Below are 19286 nucleotides of genomic sequence, written 5' to 3' on the forward strand. Positions count from 1 at the left end.
GAAGTTATTTCGCTCCGTTATTCCCGAGCGAAGCAAGGCTCACCGGGGTTCCCCGAACACTTTTCGGGAGCCGGTCAACGGTAGTAGCGCGGAGGAAGGTTAGTGACAACTATGGGTAATACCATTAAGCTCGCGGTTATTCCCGGGGACGGGATTGGCAAAGAGGTAGTGGCCGAAGGTCTAAAGGTCATGGATGCTGCCCTGGCTGGTAGTGGGATTAGCGTCCAAAAAACCGAGTTCAACCTGGGGGCTGCCCGTTATCTGGAGACCAGAGAAATTCTGCCCGCGGCCGAGCTGGAAAGTATTAAAAAGCACGACGTGATTTTGTTGGGGGCGGTCGGAGATCCTGCGGTGCCCTCGGGAGTGTTAGAACGCGGCCTGCTGCTCAAGCTGCGTTTCAGTCTGGATCATTACGTGAATCTACGTCCGGCTCGTTACTATCCGGGGGTTCCCACTCCGCTGGCTAATCCGGGTGAGATTGATTTTGTAGTAGTGCGCGAAGGTACCGAGGGTTTGTACTGCGGTAACGGCGGAGCGATCCGGGTGGGTAGTGATCAAGAAATCGCTACTGAAGTTTCCGTTAACACTGCTTTTGGAGTTGAGCGGGTGGTGCGCTTCGCCTTTGCCCAGGCTGTCAAACGTCGCCGACACGTTACCTTAGTACATAAACATAATGTGCTGGTTCATGCCGGGCATCTGTGGCGACGGATGGTAGAGCGGGTAGCCGAAGAATACCCCGAGGTTACCTGGGATTATGCCCACATTGATGCCGCCACTATTTATCTCGTGCAAGACCCGGGACGGTTTGACGTAATCGTTACTGACAATCTATTCGGTGATATTTTGACCGACGAGGCAGGCGCGATTACCGGCGGTATTGGCTTGGCAGCCTCGGGAAATATTAATCCCGACCGCACCTACCCTTCCATGTTTGAGCCGGTACATGGTTCTGCTCCCGATATCGCGGGTAAAGGTATTGCGGATCCTACTGCCACGATTTCTTCGGTAGCGATGCTGCTAGAAAATGAGGGTGCAGGGCAGCAGGCGGAAAACATCCGCGCCGCGATTTCGGCCGATATGCGCGAGCGCGCCCTCGCTGCCGAGCAAGGTTGCCCCTTGCAACGCAGTACCAGCCAGATTGGAGATGCGATTGTTGCCCGCCTCTAGGGTGGAACTAAAATCTGTCCTCTGTCGAGAAAAACTGGTCACCAAGTGACCTTGAAAAAAGTTTAAACCCCAAAATAGGCTCTCAGGAGCCGGAAAGAACACAATAATGAGCGAGAATGGTTTAACCCATGTGCCAACCCAGTTGGAGGCGGCATCGCAAGTTCCGCTACCAAGTGCGGATCGGTTGGCGGGGCGTTTTGTTTTACAACCTAACCAGCATCCAGCTAGCGAAGACGAATACCGAGAGATTATGGATTCCTTGTCTTTTGGCAGAAAATTTGGCGATCATATGGCGGTTGCTGACTGGAAAACAGGTTCGGGGTGGAGCGGACATCGCGTCCAGGCATTCGAAAACTTGAGTATTTCACCGGGGGCGGTAGTGTTCCATTACGGCCAAGAAATTTTTGAGGGTCTAAAAGCCTACCGTCATAAAGATGGCTCTATCTGGGCTTTTCGACCCCGTTACAATGCAGCACGTTTGAACGCATCGGCGCGGCGGCTGGCGCTACCAGAAATTCCGGAAGAAGACTTTGTGGCGTCGGTAGTTGACCTGGTACGTGCCGATAAACGTTGGGTACCGACTGCCCCCAACACATCCCTCTATCTTCGGCCCTTCATGATCGCAACCGAGTCTTACCTGGGGGTACATTCCGCCAATGAGGTGAAATATCTGGTGATTGGTTCTCCGTCTGGCTCCTATTTCTCGGGGGGAGAAGCAAAAGGGGTATCTATCTGGGTTGACCGTAAATACCATCGAGCTGGTCCGGGTGGCACCGGGGAGGCTAAATGTGGGGGTAACTATGCGGCCTCGCTGTTGCCCCAAAATATGGCGGCTCAAAAAGGTTACGAACAGGTATGTTTCTTAGATACTACCCATACCAACTTGGAAGAACTGGGGGGCATGAACGTGTTTGTAGTGCGTAAAGACGGCTCGGTACACACCCCGCGTCTTACCGGAGTAATCCTCGAGGGTGGAACTCGTTCGGCAATCTGCCGGTTGCTGCGTGATAGTGGCACTCCGGTTTTTGAACGCGATATCTCCCTAGAGTCGCTGGTAGCAGATATTCGCTCCGGTGAAGTGAGTGAAGTATTTGCCTGCGGAACCGCGGCGGTAGTAACTCCGATTGGGCGGCTCGGTTCTGATGATTTCGAGGTGGAAGTGCCTTGCGGACCGGTAACCGCCAGCATTCATCAGCGCCTAGTAGACATTCAAAATGGGGAAGCACCCGATCCTTACGGATGGACTTATCAGCTTTGTGACTAGCTGTGATGAGGGCGCGAATTCTGCTGTATAGGCATGACTGTGCCCTCATCCTGGTAACTTTGCCCCCGCACCGTAGAAAATATTTTTGGGAGAAAAATGGCTTATCCACTTCGTTCAAGAACTTCGACTGCCGGCCGCAATATGGCAGGCGCCCGCTCGCTATGGCGAGCCACCGGCATGAGTGACAGTGATTTTGGGAAACCGATTATCGCCATTGCTAACTCCTTCACCCAATTTGTGCCGGGTCACGTACACCTAAATCAGGTGTCTCCGCTGGTGGCACAGGCTATTAAAGCTGCGGGCGGGGTGGCGAAAGAGTTCAACACCATTGCCATTGATGACGGGATAGCCATGGGGCATCAGGGGATGCTCTATTCTCTGCCCAGTCGGGAAATCATCGCGGACAGCGTCGAATATATGGTGAATGCCCATTGTGCGGACGCCCTGGTTTGTATCTCCAACTGCGACAAAATCACCCCGGGAATGATGATTGCCGCCATGCGGCTAAATATTCCCACAGTGTTCGTGTCCGGCGGCCCCATGGAGGCGGGGCGAGGAATTGACCCCAAAATGATTGTGGGGCCGGCTAAAAGCGGGCACGGCAATCTGATTACAGTCATGAATGCTACTGCTGACCAGGATATCTCTGATCAACAGCTCACCGAGATTGAAAAAGCGGTCTGCCCCACCTGTGGTTCTTGTTCAGGCATGTTCACCGCTAACTCCATGAACTGCCTGACCGAGGCACTGGGATTGGCGCTGCCTGGAAATGGGTCTACCCTGGCGACACATGTTGCGCGGCGGAAACTATTCGCGCAGGCTGGAACACTAATTGTTCAGCTTTGTGCGCGTTACTATGGGCAGGAGGAAGACGCAGTTTTGCCGCGGCAAATCGCTTCCCGAGAGGCGTTCCTGAACGCCATGAGTCTAGATATGGCAATGGGGGGATCCTCCAATACGGTGTTGCACCTGCTGGCAATTGCCCGGGAAGCGGGAGTTCATTTTGACCTGGAAGATATTTCCCGCCTGGGGCGCAGCGTGCCCTGCCTGTGCAAAGCCGCCCCTAACCACAATGATTACCATATGGAGGACGTGCATCGCGCCGGAGGGATTCCCGCTCTACTGGGAGAACTAGACCGGGCGGGTCTGCTTGAGCACGAGGTCACCTCGATTCATGCGCCCTCGTTAGAAAAATGGTTAGCCGATTGGGATGTGCGTGGCGGCTCTGCTACCGCTAAGGCTAAGGAATTATTTAGGGCAGCACCTGGGGGAGTTCGTACTACCGAGCCTTTCTCGACTGCTAACCAGTGGAAAGAGCTAGATACCGATACGGTCAGTGGTTGTATCCGCGATACCGCACACGCCTATTCAGCAAACGGGGGACTGACGGTTTTACGGGGAAATCTGGCAGAAAAAGGCGCCATTATTAAAGCCGCCGGAATAGACAGCGACCTGTACCATTTCCGCGGTAAAGCCATCGTGATGGAATCCCAAGAAGAAGCGATCGAAAAAATCTTAGATCACAGTGTTAAGCCTGGTCATGTAGTAGTAATTCGGTACGAAGGGCCGGCAGGTGGGCCAGGGATGCAAGAAATGCTCTACCCGACCTCTTTTTTAAAGGGGCGGGGTTTGGGCAAAAAATGTGCCCTAATAACTGATGGTCGTTTTTCCGGGGGCACCTCCGGGATCTCGGTGGGGCATATTTCTCCCGAGGCCGCCGATGGGGGCTTAATTGCTCTAATCGAGGACGGGGATGAAATCACTATCGATGTCAACACTGAATCTTTGACCCTGGAAGTTTCAGAAGCAGAACTGGCGCGCCGCCGCGAACAGATGGAGCAGCGTCCTCATCCGTACACTCCGCGCAACCGTAAACGCACAGTGTCAGACGCCCTGAAACTCTATGCTGCCTGCGCTTTAAGTGCCGATCAAGGTGGTGCGCGCGATGTAAGTCGGGTGACAGGTTAAAGTTCTGAATGCCAATAACCTCCGGTATTACTGAGCTGGCTGTCAAAAAGATGCGAATGGGGGCTTGAGTCGAGCGAAGCAAGACTCACCGGGGTTCCCAGAGCGCTTTTGGCGGCCAGCGTCACGATACCATCGTGCGTTACGCAGCCAACCATGACTACAGCAGTAACGACTGAGTAACTGAGCTGGGAGCTGGAAAGATACTCGAGGGGGCTTGAGCCGAGCGTAGCAAGGCTCACCGGGGTCCCCCGAGTGCTTTTCAGCACCCAGCGATAACCTATCCCTGGTGTGGTTCAGCTACTTACGTGCTAGGTCGTTGGTGTTTTCGGTGCCCCGGAACACTACCCACTTCCACCAGGCGAACTCGCCAATGAAGTTAAGTACCATGGTTACGCCTTTGATGATGAAGTCGTTGACGCCTGCGTTGGCGGCCAACGCCCCCAGCCACATAGTGACGGGGATAAAGAAGGCGTAGAAAACCGCCACTTTGACCATAGCAATCGGCACGTTATTAGCGGATTTGAAGGTGTAACGTCGGTTGAGGGTGAAGTTGTAAATCACCGATAAAGTAATGGAAAAAAAGTGGGTCCAGGCGTAGGGCAGGGGACTTAGCCATTCTAAAAGGGCGAAGCTAGCTGCCTCTACCACCCCGGCAGAAATAGACAGCAAAGTGAACTTTAGGGCTTGAATAGCAGCGTCTTTGCCTTTAGCGGCCTCACCGGGCAGAGCTACTTTTGCTGGTATTACTGGTTCACCCTCTGTTTCCGGGGGGAGGTTTCCTTCCGGTGTCATCGAATCGCCTCCAATCGCGCAAAAATCTTTCTATTTGCTGGATAAATATCTTTAAATGTCGCAAACATCTGGTCGTAGCGATCTTTGTGTTCGGGATTCGGACGATAGGAGGCGGTAACCGGAACTAGGGAAGAAGCCTCCGCTAAGGAAGGTATTTCTCCTATTCCCGCTGCTACTACTAGCGCGGCTCCTACCGCTCCCACATCTTGCGGATTGGCTACTGTATCTACGGGTTTGCCGCTAATATCGGCGAGAATCTGGCAGGTTACTGGGCTTAGTGCCCCGCCGCCTACGAACCGCAACCGGGGAGCGAGCTTGACTTTCTTTTCTTGGGTTTCCAGGAACCAGCGCACGTGGTAGCACACGCCTTCTACGACTGCACGTAGTAGCTCAGTTTTTCCGGTTTCTAATCCAATTCCGATAAAGGCTCCGCGGGCATTGGGGTCTTCGAAGGGGCAGCGGTTGCCGTGTAGCCAGGGTGCAAATAGCACTCCACCGGCTCCCGCAGGTGCGGATGCAATTACGGTTGACATGTATTCGTAGAGGGAATGGAACTCACTTTCAGGGTCTTCCGCCACATCTTTCTTGTCAAGGTAGATGTTGATTTCATCTTTGGCAAGGTGGTCACGAACCCACTCGAGGCATTTTCCGGCAGTTTCCATCTCGGCAAAATAGTTGTATTTTCCGCTGATCGCTCCCACGACGGTGGCAATCATGGCGGAAGTATCGATCGTGATCTTGTCGGTGACGGTTTCCACCCACCCGGAGGTTCCCATATATGCATGGGTGTCGCCCTTCCTAGCGGCACCGGCGCCTACCGGGATTAGGGAAGCGTCTCCTCCTCCGGAAAATACTGGCACCCCCGCTTTTAGCCCGAGTTCGTGGGCCTGCTGTGGGCGAAGTTCGCCCACAATATCGGTGGAGGCCACGATAGGGGGCATTAGCGCCGGATCGACCTCCAACATTTTGAGCATCGCGGGGCTGAAACGTTTTTCTTTCGAGCGAATATCGTACAGCAGGGTGGAAAAGGCGCTATCTTCGCTCATAGTAAACCTGCCGGTCATCCGAGCAATGATCGCATCTTTAACGTCTAGCCATTTGTAGGCTTTGGCAAGTTCCTCAGGGCGGTTTTCTTTCATCCAATGATATTTCCAGACCGGGTCTTTCGCCGAGGCAGAAACCGCTCCGGTATGGTAAAGACTGCGTAGCAGTTTTAGCAGGTTAATACCGGCTACCCGGGGTGCCTGGCCAGCGATTTTTCGCATCTGTCCGCCCCCGCGCTGATCCATATAAGACATTGAGGGGTGTACCGGACGGGCATTTTTATCTAGCAGCACTAGAGACTGCATTTGAGAACAGAAACTGATTCCTTTGATTTGCGCCAGCTCCGCCTCCGCCTGGGCTTTTATTTGCGCGGTAGCATCGGCCATAGCCTGCCACCAGTCATCGGGGTTTTGTTCAATTCCGCCCCCGGAAACCACATGCAAGTTATAACCTTTGCTGGCACTGGCTATAGGGCGAATCTGGTCGCTAACTTCAAATAAACAGGTTTTAACTCCAGTAGTTCCCACGTCATAGGTTAAGCAGTACATTGTTATCTCTTTTCTAGGGTCGACCAAAGGATTTCCGTCATCTGTTCGGCGAATTCTTCCGGCGGTGCCACTTTGTAAAGTCGAGCACGTCCTTTGAAATAGGGGGTAGATAAGGAATATTGCATTATGATCATCGCGCTATCCACGGTGAAGGCCAGAACCTCCGCGGGTAAATCCGTGCGGGTTTCCCCGCGTTCTTGACCCTGTTTTATTAGTTTAATCAGTCCCGATGCCGCATAACTTTCTAGTTCACGGGCAATATCGAGGATCAATTCCCGGTTTCCGGTAGCGGCAATTTCATGGTAAAGCTGCTGGTATTCAGGGTATTCCTTGCAGGCGTTGATCGTTAGAAACATCATTTTACGGATTTTTTCTCGCGCGCTGATTTCTGCTTCTAAAATCGCGGCGATATCAGTTTCGATAATTCCGGCTCCTAAGTGGATGACATATCGGAAAAGGTTTTCTTTAGTTTTGAAGTATTGGAATAGGGAGCCCACCGCTATCCCCGCGGTTTTGGCGATTTCATTTGTGTTCGCAGCTTCATATCCTTTTTCGGCAAACTCGGTTACGGCGGCGTTAATAATCCGCTGCGCTTTCTTAGGATCTAACTGTTGGAACCGCTGCGTTGCCCATTCCATTATTAATTGCCTCTTTCTGGTGAGTGAGCCCTCACTTATCTGGCGCGATAGTAACATGTTCTCGCCTACTCTAAGGGTAATTTAAAATATTCCGCAGATTGTTAGGGAATCAATTCCTGCTGAACAGGTTATTGCCGCTGCTTAGAGTAATCTGGAGGAAAGGAGAGGTGAAGGTTTCTCATTGACAGACCTGCACCCAAAGATTAACCTAGGTCACGTTGTGGTGAGTAAGCGCTCACAGTGTCCAGCGGGGGTCAGAATGGATATTAATCGTCCGGGAGCGCGGCAGGTAACGCGCGAGCTAGATGAACTGATTAAACAGCCGATTTACTCGATTTCACCGTCGGCTTTGCGGGAGTACGAGGACGAATATTTTGCGAAAAAGTGCACCAAGTCTCGGCAGATGATTGGGGAAGCGCAAGCGGTAATTCCGGGCGGGGTGCAACACAATCTGGCGTTTAACCATCCTTTCCCCCTGGTATTTACCGCTGCTAACGGTAATAAGCTGACGGATCTAGATGGTAATGAGTATCTGGATTTCCTGCAGGCGGGCGGCCCCACAGTCCTGGGGTCAAATCCCCCGCAGGTGCGAGAAAAAGTGATCGAACTGCTCAATACCTGCGGCCCCGCGACCGGACTTTTCCATGAATACGAGTATCGCCTGGGCGCTCTAGTGCGTGACCTGATTCCCTCTGTGGATATGTTCCGGGCTTTCGGGTCGGGAACTGAGGCCTGTATGGCCTCTATCCGGGTGGCACGTTTGGCCACCAAACATCGCCACGTCCTGAAAATGGGAGGCGCCTATCATGGCTGGTCAGACCAGCTAGCTTACGGTATTCGGATTCCAGGATCAAAGTTTACCCAGGCCAGTGGGATTCCTTTGCGGTGTATGTCGCTGACTGACGAGTTCTTTCCCGGTGACCTAGAAGATCTAGAACGCAAACTGAAACACAAGAAACTCACCGGTGGCACCGCCGCGATTATGATCGAGCCGATCGGGCCGGAGTCCGGTACTCGTCCTATTACCCAAGAATTTTTACGAGGGGCGAGGGTGCTGGCCAACAAATACGGAGCGTTATTGATCTTTGACGAGGTAGTGACCGCCTTCCGGATTTCAGAGCATGGGGCGCAAGGTTACTTCGGAGTAATGCCTGACCTGACTGTATTCGGTAAAGTGATCGCTGGCGGCTACCCCTCCGCGGGCGGCCTGGGAGGACGCAAAGAATATATGCGCTACCTCGCCGCCGGTATCCAAACCGGAGATAAAGTTAAGAAAGCTCTGGTCGGGGGAACCATGACCGCAAATCCGCTATCTTCACTGGCCGGTTACTACACCATTAAAGAGATAGCGGAGACTTCAGCTTGCGACCGCGCAGCCAAGATGGGGGATCGTTTAACCGATGGGCTCCGCGCCCTCATTAAGCAATACCGCTTGCCGTTTGTGGCCTTCAACCAGCGTAGCGTGTGCCACCTGGAGACCGTGGGAACTATGCATTTTGCGATCAACTGGAAGAAACCCTGGGAGATCCCCGCGATTTTGAAAGCCACCAGTCAGCGCAAGAAAGAAATGGAGCATATGGGGGCAGCCTATATGGCGGAAGGTATCGTGACTTTGGCAGGTTCGCGTCTTTACACCTCCGCGGCTTATACCGAAGAGGATATCGATAAGGCACTTTCCGCCTTTGAGCGGGTATTCCAAAAGGTGGTAACACTATGAACTGCGATGAAGGCGCTAAGCGGGCAAAACTAGTCGAACTGTCGCATCAGCTGCTCTCCGATGGTCTGGTGGTGCGTACCTGGGGTAACTTTTCGGTGCGAGGCAGCGCGGACGACTTTTGGATTACTCCTTCTGGGCGTCGCTATGAAACCATGACTGAGCAGGAGTTGGCTTTATGTACTGGCTCTAAAGAATGGTCTGGACCCTATAAGCCTTCCTCCGAGTATCCGATGCACGCCCTCACCTATCGATTATTTCCGCAGGCACGCTGGGTGATTCATACTCATCAGCCCTATGCGTCTGCCCTGTCTCTTGCGAAAAAAGATTTCCCACTGGATGAGGAAGCGCAAGTCGAATTGGGACAAGAGGTATTGCCAGTGGCTCCCTACGGGCTGCCCTCGACCAAGAAGCTGCACCGCGGGGTGGAGAAAACTTTGCAGCGTACCGGGGCACAAGTCATTTTAATGAAAGCCCATGGCGCCATGATCTGGGCGGAAAGCGCTGACCAGGCGAGGCGGCTCGCAAATGCTTTGGAAAAGGTAGCTAAGGATCTGTATCAGCGGGAGCTTTCCTGCCTTCCGCCATTGCCTGCGCGTTCGCTTACTTCCCGGCGCGAGGGGGAGGGGGATGACCTGGTTTGGGTTGATGAGCAAGGTTGTTCCGCCACGCCCGATGCAGCGACGCAAACAAATCACTTGCGGATTTACCGGGAGCGTCCCGATGTAAGCGCTATTATTACCTGCCATGACGGACAAGTAGCTGACTTTTTGGGAGGAAAACTTCCTGCTTACTTGGATGATTTTGCTCAGATTATTGGGATTAGCGCTGACGGAACCACCCGGGGAAATGCGGTGCTCACCAACACGGCGGCCTATTGTCTCGGCGCAGATCTGGATGCTGCTCACAGCGCTCAGATAGTGCTGGCAAAGAACGCATTAGCGGCGCGCTATGCCCGAGTATGCGGGGCGAAACCTTTGAAAAAAGTGGAGGCACTGTTGATGCGGGAAATCTATCGCCGTAAATATTCGAAACAGGCTGGTTGATAACAAAATAATAGGGAACCGGGCAGGAAGTAGGTACTTTAGGGCAGAGGGAGACAGGTGTGAGTGATACTCAAGAGCAAGCAATTAGGCAGGCGGTAGAGGAAGCTCGTACCTGTTTTAACCAGGGAATTACGATTCCGATATCCGGGCGGCAGAAAAATCTCACTGCCCTGTTACGGGAAATAGAAAAATCGCAGGCAGAAATTTATCGCGCCCTCAAGCTGGACTTAAATAAAAGTCGCGCCGAAGCCTATATGAGCGAAATTTCTTTGGTGAAAGCAGAAATAAAACATTTGCGGCGTCGCCTGCCCTGGCTGGCAATGTCTCGTCCAAAAATACCTGCCCTGTCCCAACTGCCCGGGTGGTTGCAGGTGCAACGCGAACCCTATGGGGTGGTGTTGGTGATGAGCCCCTGGAATTATCCTTTCCAACTTACGATGGAACCCATTGCCGCTGCTATCGCCGGAGGAAATACGGTGGTAGTCAAGCCCTCTGCGTATACGCCCCGTACCTGTGAGGTGATTGAAAAAATCTTGCGGAGCGCCCTCCCACCCGGAATGGCGAGCGTTATCTGTGGTGGCCGCGCCGAAAACACCGCTCTTTTAGAGCAGCGATTTGATCATATTTTCTTTACCGGCTCTCCGGCGGTAGGACGGGTAGTAATGGAGGCGGCATCCCGCTATTTGACCCCGGTAACGTTGGAGCTGGGCGGAAAATCTCCCTGTTTTGTGGATCGCACCGCCAATATTGAAAAAACCGCGCGCAGGATTCTGTTCGGAAAACTACTTAACGCGGGGCAAACCTGCGTCAGTATCGACTATGTTTATGTGCACGAGGAGGTGCGAACGCAGTTAATTGCGGCTTTACAGGCGGGAATCTCGCAGGCTTTCCCCAGTGAAAAATACCGAAAATCTGCGTTCGTAAAAATTATTTCTCCCAAGCATTTTTCCCGCCTGTCGGGGTTGCTCGCGGAACAAAGAATATTAGGTGCGGATGGGGAAGGTTGCGTGGAGGATTTCCTTGACCCGCAAACCCGGCAGATCAAGCCGGTGATCGTGGATAATCCTTCCTGGGATTCTCCGGTGATGTCGGAAGAAATTTTTGGTCCGATTTTGCCGGTTCTTCCTTTTACAGATCTGGAAGCAACTTTGGCGGACTATGAAGAGCGAGAACACCCCTTGGCGCTGTATATCTTTACGAAAGATCGCAGGTTTGCCCGGCAAGTGATGAGTAAAGTGAACGCTGGGGGAGTGTGTATCAATGACACTTTGCTGCATATGAGCTCTTCGAAGGCGCCTTTTGGGGGCGTAGGTAGCTCGGGGATGGGAAATTATCACGGAGACTGGTCGTTTAAAGCCATGACCCGGGAACAAACGGTTCTCCGTAAATCTTGGCTTTTTGATATTCCGGTGCGTCACCACCCCTATGGAGAGAAATCTTTGAAAATCCTGCGCTCCCTGTTGCGTTAACCCTTAGGGGAGGAGGGGGACGGTAGCAGAGATAGCAGAAATATTGATTTTTTATCCCGGTTACCCATAGTGATGGCGACTTGCAGGAGCGTCGCTGGTTACCTAAGGTTTTACTTCCTCTAGACGCGCAGTCTTTACGTCGAGGACGAATCCGCGAACAGTCCCGCCAACGAAGGGGCTGTCTAACAGCTTCTTAATATCGTTTCTAACTGATTCCCGTACGTCCTTGAAGCCTCCTGGTCTCCAGGTTGGGCGTTGTCCAGTGTCTTTTTCCAGCTCAGCCAGGAATTCTTCATCATCAGTTTTCGACATTCCGCAGTCGGTATGTTGAATCAACATCACGTACTCGGTTCCCAGGCTACGTTGCGAAGCGGTGAGAGTGCGGATGGTGTCGGGGGTGACCAGGCCGCCGGCATTGCGGATCACGTGGATTTGTCCAGGCTCTACCCCCAACATAGTTTCTACATCAATCCGACAATCCATGCAGGTTATTACCGCTACTTTCATTTCTGGTAGGTGGGGGGCTTCCCCGGGAAACTTTTCGGCGTAGGCAGCCTCGTTTTCTAGTAACTGCTCAATAGGATCCATGGGTTCTCCTGTTTTTCTGGTTGTTAGTTAAATTGTAATAAATCTGCCTGGTTTACGGTGATGTAATTAAATTAATTTTCTTGAGCGCAATCCCACAGCTTTAGGGTTTGCAAATTTGGTTGTTACCCGCTTAGGCTTTTGAGAGTACCTAGGGGCTATGGCGCAGTTGGTAGCGCGTCTCGTTCGCAATGAGAAGGTCAGGGGTTCGAATCCCCTTAGCTCCACTTCGTTGGCGTAATCCCGTCAGGGATTGCTGGCACAAAATAGAAGCCTCAGGTTTATCCTGGGGCTTCAACATTTTATAAGCTTAGGGATTAGAACCCGGGAGGGCTGGCGTGGGGAGGTTGCGAACGCGGGTTGAACGTTCTCCCGTGCCAGTGGTTTTAAAGTGCGTTGCGGGTCTGGCTCGGTAAAAGCACTCCGGGGACCCCGTGACCGGCTTCGCCGGTCAAGCCCCTCTCGTATCTTTTACCGGCCGCGACCCTTGCTCGCACCGTGAAGTCAGATTCCACCGCACCTACTCGGATAAAACTCATCTCCGCACCCTCATCGCTCCAAGTTTTCGCCCTAATGGGAATTCGCTGGGGCCCTTTTGGATTTTGTTGCTGAGCATATTTGGTTAGTGCGTTAATCTGCGTAGAAGATTACTGATATTCAAGGTAGATGCGGGGAGTAGCGCTTCGATAACGGATATGGATGACCATGACGAGGATTTCTTGCCCAGTGCGGAAGAGCTTGATGAAATTTGGGACTTCCTGATTGCACAGTCTGAGTTAGATACCCCTTTCGGCAGGATTGTTAAAGTGAAACTGGAGAGTTTCCCTCCGGAACCTACGACCATTTTCTGGGTTTGCCTTCTCCAGGCGATTAATAGAAAAGTCCCGGTTCCTAGCAGTATTATTGAGTATTACCGGGGCTTTATGGATAAGGATCAAATTGACGAAATGGATTTGAGCAAGCTTACTGTTGCTGATGGGTAAGTAAAAAATGATTCTTCTGGATCCGGATTTATAGCCAGTGACGGAGGGTGATTGGAGTGGAGGATCGGCGTGAGGTCATGTCTGATGGTTCGGTTTATGTAGAGCCAACTCCCGAAGAGGAAAAAGACATGGAAGACATTGCTGTCCGTTGGAAAGAGTTAGTCCCCGATTTTGCAAAGGATGTCGATGCCATCCGGATGGAAGTGCACGGAGAACCAACCACTGTCCTAGAAGCGCTCTTAGGTTATTGCTATTGGCATAATGTCGAGGTTCCGCAAGAAATACGAGATAGATGCCAGCACTACATAGACCTGGAAATCTTAGAAATCTAAAATATAGTCCAAAAACTAACCTACAAGCTCGGTGGTGAATGCGGGGGACGGCGCCAGAATGACGGATATTGATTACCATGATGAGGATTTTTTACCCAGTGAGGAAGAAATGGATGAAATCTGGGACTTCCTGATTGCACAGTCTGAGTTAGATACCTCTTTCGGCAGGATTGTTAAAGCGAAACTGGAGAGTTTACCTCCGGAACCTACAACTGTCTTTTATACCAGCCTTGTACGGGCAAGTAATAATAAAATTCCGCTTCCTAGCAGCATTATTGAGTATTACCGGGGCTTTATGGATAAAAACCAGATAGACCAGATGGATCTGAGCAAGCTTATCGTCGCCGACGAGTAGGCGGGGTGAAAAGTGACTTTTAAAGAAGCAGCTTTAATACCTAGTGAGGAAGAGCTAGATGAAATCTGGGACTTTGTTATTAACCAGTCTGAAATAGATTCACCCTTCGGCAACATCGTTAAATCAGAACTAGAACTTTTACCTTCGGAACCGGATACCATTTTTATTTGCTCCATGATGGAGGCCATCAATCAAGACGCCCCGGTTCCCAGGGGAGTCATTGATTATTATCGCCATTATATGGATCAAGACAAGCTAGATCGTATGGATTTAGAAGATCTAGTTGTTGCTGATGGGTAAGTAAAAAATGATTCGTATGGATCCGGATTTATAGCCAGTGAAGGAGAGCGCGTGGGATGGAGGATCGGCGTGAGGTCATGTCTGATGGTTCGGTTTATGTAAAACCAACTCCCGAAGAGGAAAAAGACATGGAAGATATTGCTGTCCGTTGGAAAGAGCTAGCTCCTGATTTTGCAAATACCATCGATGCCATCCGGATCGAAGCTCATGGGGAACCCACGACTGTCCTAGATATACTCATTGCTTATTGTTACTTGAACCAGATTGAGGTTCCGCAAGAAATACAAGATAGATGCCAGCACTACATAGACTTGGAAATCTTACAGCCCTAGAGATAGAAAGCTGTGTGGACAGTTACGACAACTAGCTAATGCGGGTAGGGCGTTTCCTTCAAGGGGTCGCACGAGGGTGCAGGTGAGGAAACTTACAGCATAAATAGAGCTGCGAACTTTCCTTTAGCTGCGCATCTGCACTAAGCTAAAAGGGTTGCGTTCCGCCCTGGAAAGTCACGGCAGAGACCTGGTGACCTGCAAAAGCAGATCATTTTGAGTCTGCCACTTTCGTGGCCAACTGGGGAGCCGGCCTCGCCGGGCAACAGGAAGAAACAACCTAATGGGTGCATTGTGCCCAGGTTTTAGGAGAACACGATGATTCAACAAGAGTCGCGACTGAAGGTCGCTGACAACACCGGCGCAAAGGAATTGCTTTGCATTCGGGTGTTGGGCGGCTCCGGGCGGCGCTTTGCAGGTATCGGTGACACCATTGTCGCCACTGTAAAAGATGCTATTCCCGGTGGCAACGTCAAAAAAGGCGAAGTTGTTAAAGCGGTAATCGTGCGCACTCGTAAAGAGCGTCGCCGCCAGGATGGTTCCTACATCCGCTTTGATGAAAACGCTGCAGTTATTTTGCAGCCGAGTGGAGAACCGCGTGGCACGCGTATCTTCGGCCCCATTGGCCGGGAACTGCGCGACAAGAAGTTCATGCGCATTATCTCTCTGGCTCCGGAGGTGCTGTAAATGGGAGCGAAAATAAAGAAAGGTGATCTGGTAGAGGTCATTGCTGGCCGTACCAGTGACGAAAAGAAACTGGCCAAGCGCAACGAGCGTCGCGCGGAAAAGGGTCTGCCTGCCCTCAAACCGGGGGATAAAGGCAAGCAAGGCCGGGTACTAGAGGTATTCCGCTCCAGCGACCGGGTACTGGTAGAGGGCGTAAATATTCGTACTCACCACTCTCGTCAGGGGCAAAACCAGCAGGGACAGGCGACCGGCGGTATCGAATACCGTGAGGCACCGATCCATATTTCTAATGTGGCTCTGGTTGATCCCAAGACTAAGAAGCCTACACGGGTTGGTTTCCGTGAGGAACAGGCAGAACGCGGCGGCCGTCTGCGTACGGTTCGGGTGCGTTACGCGAAGCGTTCCGGGGAGGATATCTAATGGCTGATGCAAAAACTGTGGCTCCGCGCTTAAAGGTGCGCTACCAGGAAGAAATCCGTAAATCTTTGGAAAAAGAATTCGGATACAAGAACGTTAACCAAATTCCCGGCCTGGAAAAAGTGGTTGTGAATATGGGCGTAGGTGAAGCCTCACATGACTCCAAACTGATGGAGGGGGCGATTCGTGACCTGACCGCGATTACCGGACAAAAGCCGGTTGTAACTCGGGCTCGTAAATCCATTGCACAGTTCAAACTGCGCGCTGGGCAGCCGATTGGTGCTCACGTGACCATCCGCGGGGATCGGATGTGGGAGTTTGTAGACCGTTTGGTCTCTACCGCTCTGCCGCGTATCCGTGACTTTAGGGGGCTAAGCCCCAAGCAATTCGATGGCCGTGGAAACTACACTTTCGGCTTAACCGAGCAGGCCATGTTCCACGAAATCGATCAGGATTCGATCGATCGCGTGCGTGGTATGGATATTACTCTGGTTACCACTGCTAACAGTGACGAAGAGGGGCGGGCGCTCCTGCGCGCGCTGGGCTTCCCGTTTAAGGAGGAACGTTAATGGCGAAAACGGCGCTGAAGAATAAAGCGAAGCGTAAGCCGAAGTTCAAGGTGCGTGCCTACACCCGGTGCAACCGGTGCGGTCGTCCCCATTCGGTGTATCGCAAGTTCGGACTATGCCGTGTCTGCCTACGTGAGCTCGCCCTGAGGGGCGAACTGCCGGGCGTCACTAAGAGCAGCTGGTAAAACTACTACGTTGCAGGTCTGAAAAAGAAACCGCAGCGAGGAAGGGTTAGACCCCAAAATGACTATGACAGATCCCATCGCAGATATGCTGACGCGTCTGCGTAACGCCAATGCGGCGCATCTGGATAAAGTGTCTATGCCTTCATCTAAAATGAAGGCGGGAATCGCAAAGATTCTTGAAAATGAAGGCTATATTGCCAAAAGTGAAGTCACTGAGGCTCGCGTGGGCAAGACTCTCACTTTGACCCTGAAGTACGGAAGTAAACGCGAACAGGCAATCACCGGCTGTAAGCGTGTTTCCAAGCCGGGTCTGCGTAAATACGTAAAATCTACTCAATTGCCGAAGGTCATGGGAGGCCTGGGGGTAGCGATTCTGTCTACTTCCTCTGGTCTGATGACTGACCGTCAGGCACAGGACAAGGGCGTAGGCGGGGAAGTCCTTGCCTACATCTGGTAAGGGGGAATAAGTTATGTCACGTATTGGCAGGAATCCAATCTCCCTCCCCTCCGGGGTAGAAGTAAAGATCGACGGCCTGAACGTTTCAGTTAAAGGCCCTAAAGGGCAGTTAGATCGTTCGTTTACCGGGCCGCTAAAGATTCGGGAAGAGGACGGCAAAATCCTGGTGGAGCGGGAAACTGAAACCCGTGAAGCTCGCTCTTTGCACGGTCTTACCCGTTCACTGATTTCCAATATGATCGAGGGGGTAACTAATGGTTACTCCAAAGAGATGGAAATCGTGGGTACTGGTTACCGGGTATTAACTCGTGGCAGTGATATTGAACTGCAGCTGGGTTTTTCGCATCCCGTACCGTTTAAAGCTCCCGAAGGTATCGAATTTAAGGTTAATAGCGCACTCTCTTTCACTATCTCCGGCATTTCTAAGGAGCTAGTGGGCGAAACCGCCGCGAAGATCCGCAAGATTCGTCCTCCGGAACCCTACAAGGGCAAAGGTATTCGTTACAAGGGCGAATTCGTTCGTCGCAAGGCCGGAAAGGCGGGTAAGTAAATGTCATATACCCCTAAAGGTAAAGGCAAATTCGTCGCTCGCAAACGCCGTCATATTCGGGTTCGTAAACGCGTATATGGTACGGCGCAGCGCCCTCGTCTGGTGGTTACTCGGTCTAACCGCCACATGGTTGCCCAGGTTGTCAATGACGATTTGGGTCACACCGTGGTTTCAGCTTCCACCCTGGAAGCGGAGCAGCGAGGCGAGAAGATGAAGAAAGTTGATGCGGCTCGCCAGGTTGGCGAACGTATCGCCAAGCGTGCCCTAGAGGCAGGTATCACGGCTGTCGTGTTTGATCGCGGTGGCAATAAGTATCATGGTCGCGTCGCCGCGGTGGCTGATGGTGCCCGCGATGGCGGTCTCAAGCTGTAGAGGAGAGGGAAAATCATGGCTGAAGAAAATAAAAATGCCGATTCCCGGGAATCCCGTGGCAAAGGCCGCGAAGACCGGGGGCGTAAAGGCCGCCGCGACAACCGTCGTGAGCAGGAAAAGAATCAATACCTAGAGCGCGTAGTTACCATTAACCGTGTTTCTAAAGTAGTTAAGGGTGGACGTCGTTTCGCTTTTACCGCGCTGGTAGTTGTCGGTGACGGTGAAGGGATGGTCGGTGTCGGTTACGGCAAGGCTAAAGAAGTTCCCCAGGCTATTTCCAAGGGTGTCGAGGACGCGAAGAAGAACTTCTTCCAAGTACCAATGATCGGGCGCACTATTACTCACCTGGTACAGGGAGAAGAGGCCGCCGGTGTGGTGCTGTTGCGTCCAGCTTCGCCCGGTACCGGTGTAATCGCCGGTGGTCCGGTGCGTGCAGTTATGGAATGTGCGGGTGTTCATGACGTGCTGACCAAATCGTTGGGCAGTGCCAACGCCTTGAATATCGTGCAGGCCACGGTGGCAGCTCTAAAGATGCTGCAACGTCCGGAAGAGGTTGCAGCTCGTCGTGGACTACCTGTTGAACGGGTAGTTCCAGAGGCGATGCTGCGGGCTCAAGCGGAAGCACGGGCAGAAAAAGCCGAGAAAGCGAAGAAGGACGAGGCAGAGAAGGCTGCTGCCGGTGTCGCTGAAGAGGTGAATGCCTGATGAGTAAGCTCAAGATCACCCAGGTTAAAGGCCTGGTTAATACCAACCAGAACCAGCGGCTGGTTATGCAGTCGCTGGGTCTGCGCAAGATTCACCAGAGTGTGGAACATCAGGACAATCCGGCTATTCGCGGACAGATCCGTAAGGTTGCTCACCTGGTGCAGGTAGAGGAGATTGGTTAATGGCTGAAGATACTAAGGTAACCGAAGCAGAAGACACGGTGAAAGACGGCGTAATCCGCCTGCATGATTTACGCCCGGCTCCCGGCTCTAATAAGCGTCGTAAGCGCGTAGGGCGCGGCGAAGGTTCGCAGGGCAAGACTTCCGGGCGGGGTACTAAAGGTACTGGCGCTCGTAAGAATGTCCATCCTCGTTTCGAAGGCGGTCAGATGCCATTGCATATGCGCCTGCCGAAGTTGCGTGGATTTAAGAATCCCTTTGCTACTGTCTATCAGGTAGTAAATCTGGATCGTCTACAGGAACTGTTCCCCGAAGGAGGAGCGGTTACAGTTGATGATCTAGTTTCTAAGGGTGCGGTTCGTAAAAACTCTTTGGTGAAGGTTCTGGGTACCGGGCAAATCTCGGTGAAACTTGAACTTGTGGTGGATGCCTGGTCTGCTAGTGCCAAAGAAAAGATTGAAGCTGCTGGCGGTTCACTCAGCAAGCGGGAGCAAGATTAGTTTGCACCTGGCTGCTTGATGTAGCTGGCGAATTCGATAGCTAGATAATCCTGGGCGGGGAGAAATTCTCCCCGCCCAGGATTAATTTTTCCCACTTTCTCTTGTATGAAACTCCGAGCGCTATCAGGGAT

General features: G+C 52.3%; 26 protein-coding genes and 1 tRNA gene. 22 read left to right on the forward strand and 5 right to left on the reverse strand.

Annotated elements, in window-relative coordinates; all coding sequences use genetic code 11:
* Nucleotides 1–111 precede the first annotated feature (111 nt).
* The 3 genes from EFB02_RS02755 (at nt 112) to ilvD (ending at nt 4399) form a co-directional block, all read left to right on the forward strand.
* Entirely contained in the window at nt 112–1167 is a 1056-nt protein-coding gene (locus tag EFB02_RS02755; protein ID WP_122820075.1) for a 3-isopropylmalate dehydrogenase, read from the forward strand.
* Nucleotides 1168–1273: 106 nt separating this feature from the next.
* Nucleotides 1274–2431 (forward strand): branched-chain amino acid aminotransferase, encoded by a 1158-nt coding sequence (locus tag EFB02_RS02760; RefSeq protein WP_122820076.1) that lies wholly within the window; start codon nt 1274–1276, stop codon nt 2429–2431.
* A gap of 96 nt (nt 2432–2527) precedes the next feature.
* The gene (ilvD, locus tag EFB02_RS02765) at nt 2528–4399 is read left to right on the forward strand and encodes a dihydroxy-acid dehydratase (protein ID WP_122820077.1); all 1872 of its coding nucleotides are present in this window, start codon (nt 2528–2530) and stop codon (nt 4397–4399) included.
* A gap of 297 nt (nt 4400–4696) precedes the next feature.
* Here the strand turns inward: ilvD and EFB02_RS02770 are convergent, their stop codons facing one another.
* Genes EFB02_RS02770 through EFB02_RS02780 form a run of 3 tightly spaced genes read right to left on the reverse strand, consistent with a single transcriptional unit; the run spans nt 4697 to nt 7421 of the window.
* Nucleotides 4697–5191 (reverse strand): GtrA family protein, encoded by a 495-nt coding sequence (locus tag EFB02_RS02770; protein WP_122820078.1) that lies wholly within the window; start codon nt 5189–5191, stop codon nt 4697–4699.
* On the reverse strand, nt 5188–6783 hold the full coding sequence (locus tag EFB02_RS02775) for a xylulokinase (protein WP_122820079.1): 1596 nt from the start codon (nt 6781–6783) through the stop codon (nt 5188–5190). The genes EFB02_RS02770 and EFB02_RS02775 overlap by 4 nt, the downstream gene beginning before the upstream one ends.
* 2 nt (nt 6784–6785) lie before the next feature.
* Nucleotides 6786–7421, reverse strand: coding sequence for a TetR/AcrR family transcriptional regulator (locus tag EFB02_RS02780; protein WP_160115357.1), 636 nt, complete (start codon nt 7419–7421; stop codon nt 6786–6788).
* A gap of 259 nt (nt 7422–7680) precedes the next feature.
* Here EFB02_RS02780 and EFB02_RS02785 point away from each other — a divergent pair, with 259 nt between their 5' ends.
* From EFB02_RS02785 to EFB02_RS02795, 3 genes are read left to right on the forward strand one after another with little or no spacing between them, the layout of a single operon-like run.
* On the forward strand, nt 7681–9138 hold the full coding sequence (locus EFB02_RS02785) for an aspartate aminotransferase family protein (protein WP_122820081.1): 1458 nt from the start codon (nt 7681–7683) through the stop codon (nt 9136–9138).
* Complete coding sequence (locus EFB02_RS02790; protein ID WP_122820082.1) at nt 9135–10181, forward strand: class II aldolase/adducin family protein; 1047 nt, start codon at nt 9135–9137, stop codon at nt 10179–10181. Before EFB02_RS02785 ends, EFB02_RS02790 begins: the two co-directional genes overlap by 4 nt.
* A 59-nt stretch (nt 10182–10240) precedes the next feature.
* Complete coding sequence (locus EFB02_RS02795; protein ID WP_122820083.1) at nt 10241–11650, forward strand: aldehyde dehydrogenase family protein; 1410 nt, start codon at nt 10241–10243, stop codon at nt 11648–11650.
* A gap of 102 nt (nt 11651–11752) precedes the next feature.
* Here the strand turns inward: EFB02_RS02795 and EFB02_RS02800 are convergent, their stop codons facing one another.
* Nucleotides 11753–12238, reverse strand: coding sequence for a beta-class carbonic anhydrase (locus EFB02_RS02800; protein ID WP_122820084.1), 486 nt, complete (start codon nt 12236–12238; stop codon nt 11753–11755).
* 151 nt (nt 12239–12389) lie between these two features.
* Here EFB02_RS02800 and EFB02_RS02805 point away from each other — a divergent pair.
* Nucleotides 12390–12462: transfer RNA gene (locus EFB02_RS02805), tRNA-Ala, on the forward strand.
* A 159-nt stretch (nt 12463–12621) separates the two neighbouring features.
* Here the strand turns inward: EFB02_RS02805 and EFB02_RS08680 are convergent.
* The gene (locus EFB02_RS08680; RefSeq protein ID WP_160115358.1) at nt 12622–12774 is read right to left on the reverse strand and encodes a hypothetical protein; all 153 of its coding nucleotides are present in this window, start codon (nt 12772–12774) and stop codon (nt 12622–12624) included.
* Between the two features lie 156 nt (nt 12775–12930).
* Between EFB02_RS08680 and EFB02_RS02810 the strand changes: the two genes are divergently transcribed.
* From EFB02_RS02810 to rplO, 15 genes are all read left to right on the forward strand, one after another.
* Entirely contained in the window at nt 12931–13218 is a 288-nt protein-coding gene (locus EFB02_RS02810; protein ID WP_122820085.1) for a hypothetical protein, read from the forward strand.
* A 47-nt stretch (nt 13219–13265) separates the two neighbouring features.
* The gene (locus EFB02_RS02815) at nt 13266–13550 is read left to right on the forward strand and encodes a hypothetical protein (protein ID WP_147471018.1); all 285 of its coding nucleotides are present in this window, start codon (nt 13266–13268) and stop codon (nt 13548–13550) included.
* A gap of 58 nt (nt 13551–13608) precedes the next feature.
* Entirely contained in the window at nt 13609–13905 is a 297-nt protein-coding gene (locus EFB02_RS02820) for a hypothetical protein (RefSeq protein WP_122820087.1), read from the forward strand.
* Between the two features lie 12 nt (nt 13906–13917).
* Nucleotides 13918–14205: a hypothetical protein gene (locus EFB02_RS02825; RefSeq protein ID WP_122820088.1), complete on the forward strand. Its 288-nt coding sequence runs from the start codon at nt 13918–13920 to the stop codon at nt 14203–14205.
* Between the two features lie 56 nt (nt 14206–14261).
* Nucleotides 14262–14537 carry a hypothetical protein gene (locus EFB02_RS02830; protein ID WP_122820089.1) on the forward strand — a complete coding sequence of 92 codons (276 nt, stop codon included), beginning with the start codon at nt 14262–14264 and terminating at the stop codon, nt 14535–14537.
* A gap of 315 nt (nt 14538–14852) precedes the next feature.
* On the forward strand, nt 14853–15221 hold the full coding sequence (gene rplN, locus EFB02_RS02835) for a 50S ribosomal protein L14 (protein WP_122820090.1): 369 nt from the start codon (nt 14853–14855) through the stop codon (nt 15219–15221).
* Complete coding sequence (rplX, locus tag EFB02_RS02840) at nt 15222–15641, forward strand: 50S ribosomal protein L24 (protein WP_122820091.1); 420 nt, start codon at nt 15222–15224, stop codon at nt 15639–15641.
* Complete coding sequence (gene rplE, locus EFB02_RS02845) at nt 15641–16207, forward strand: 50S ribosomal protein L5 (RefSeq protein ID WP_122820092.1); 567 nt, start codon at nt 15641–15643, stop codon at nt 16205–16207. The genes rplX and rplE overlap by 1 nt, the downstream gene beginning before the upstream one ends.
* Nucleotides 16207–16392, forward strand: a complete 186-nt coding sequence (locus EFB02_RS02850; protein WP_022864704.1) for a type Z 30S ribosomal protein S14 — start codon at nt 16207–16209, stop codon at nt 16390–16392. Before rplE ends, EFB02_RS02850 begins: the two co-directional genes overlap by 1 nt.
* Before the next feature lie 58 nt (nt 16393–16450).
* Complete coding sequence (rpsH, locus tag EFB02_RS02855; protein ID WP_122820093.1) at nt 16451–16849, forward strand: 30S ribosomal protein S8; 399 nt, start codon at nt 16451–16453, stop codon at nt 16847–16849.
* Nucleotides 16850–16862: 13 nt separating this feature from the next.
* Nucleotides 16863–17399, forward strand: coding sequence for a 50S ribosomal protein L6 (gene rplF / locus EFB02_RS02860; protein ID WP_122820094.1), 537 nt, complete (start codon nt 16863–16865; stop codon nt 17397–17399).
* On the forward strand, nt 17400–17771 hold the full coding sequence (gene rplR, locus EFB02_RS02865) for a 50S ribosomal protein L18 (RefSeq protein WP_122820095.1): 372 nt from the start codon (nt 17400–17402) through the stop codon (nt 17769–17771).
* A 15-nt stretch (nt 17772–17786) separates the two neighbouring features.
* A complete protein-coding gene (gene rpsE / locus EFB02_RS02870) occupies nt 17787–18476 on the forward strand; it encodes a 30S ribosomal protein S5 (RefSeq protein ID WP_122820096.1) in 690 nt (229 codons plus the stop codon).
* A complete protein-coding gene (gene rpmD / locus EFB02_RS02875) occupies nt 18473–18658 on the forward strand; it encodes a 50S ribosomal protein L30 (protein ID WP_122820097.1) in 186 nt (61 codons plus the stop codon). The genes rpsE and rpmD overlap by 4 nt, the downstream gene beginning before the upstream one ends.
* Nucleotides 18658–19155: a 50S ribosomal protein L15 gene (gene rplO, locus EFB02_RS02880; protein ID WP_122820098.1), complete on the forward strand. Its 498-nt coding sequence runs from the start codon at nt 18658–18660 to the stop codon at nt 19153–19155. Before rpmD ends, rplO begins: the two co-directional genes overlap by 1 nt.
* Nucleotides 19156–19286 lie beyond the last annotated feature (131 nt).

Source organism: Varibaculum vaginae, from assembly GCF_900604285.1.
GTDB classification, from domain to species: domain Bacteria; phylum Actinomycetota; class Actinomycetes; order Actinomycetales; family Actinomycetaceae; genus Varibaculum; species Varibaculum vaginae.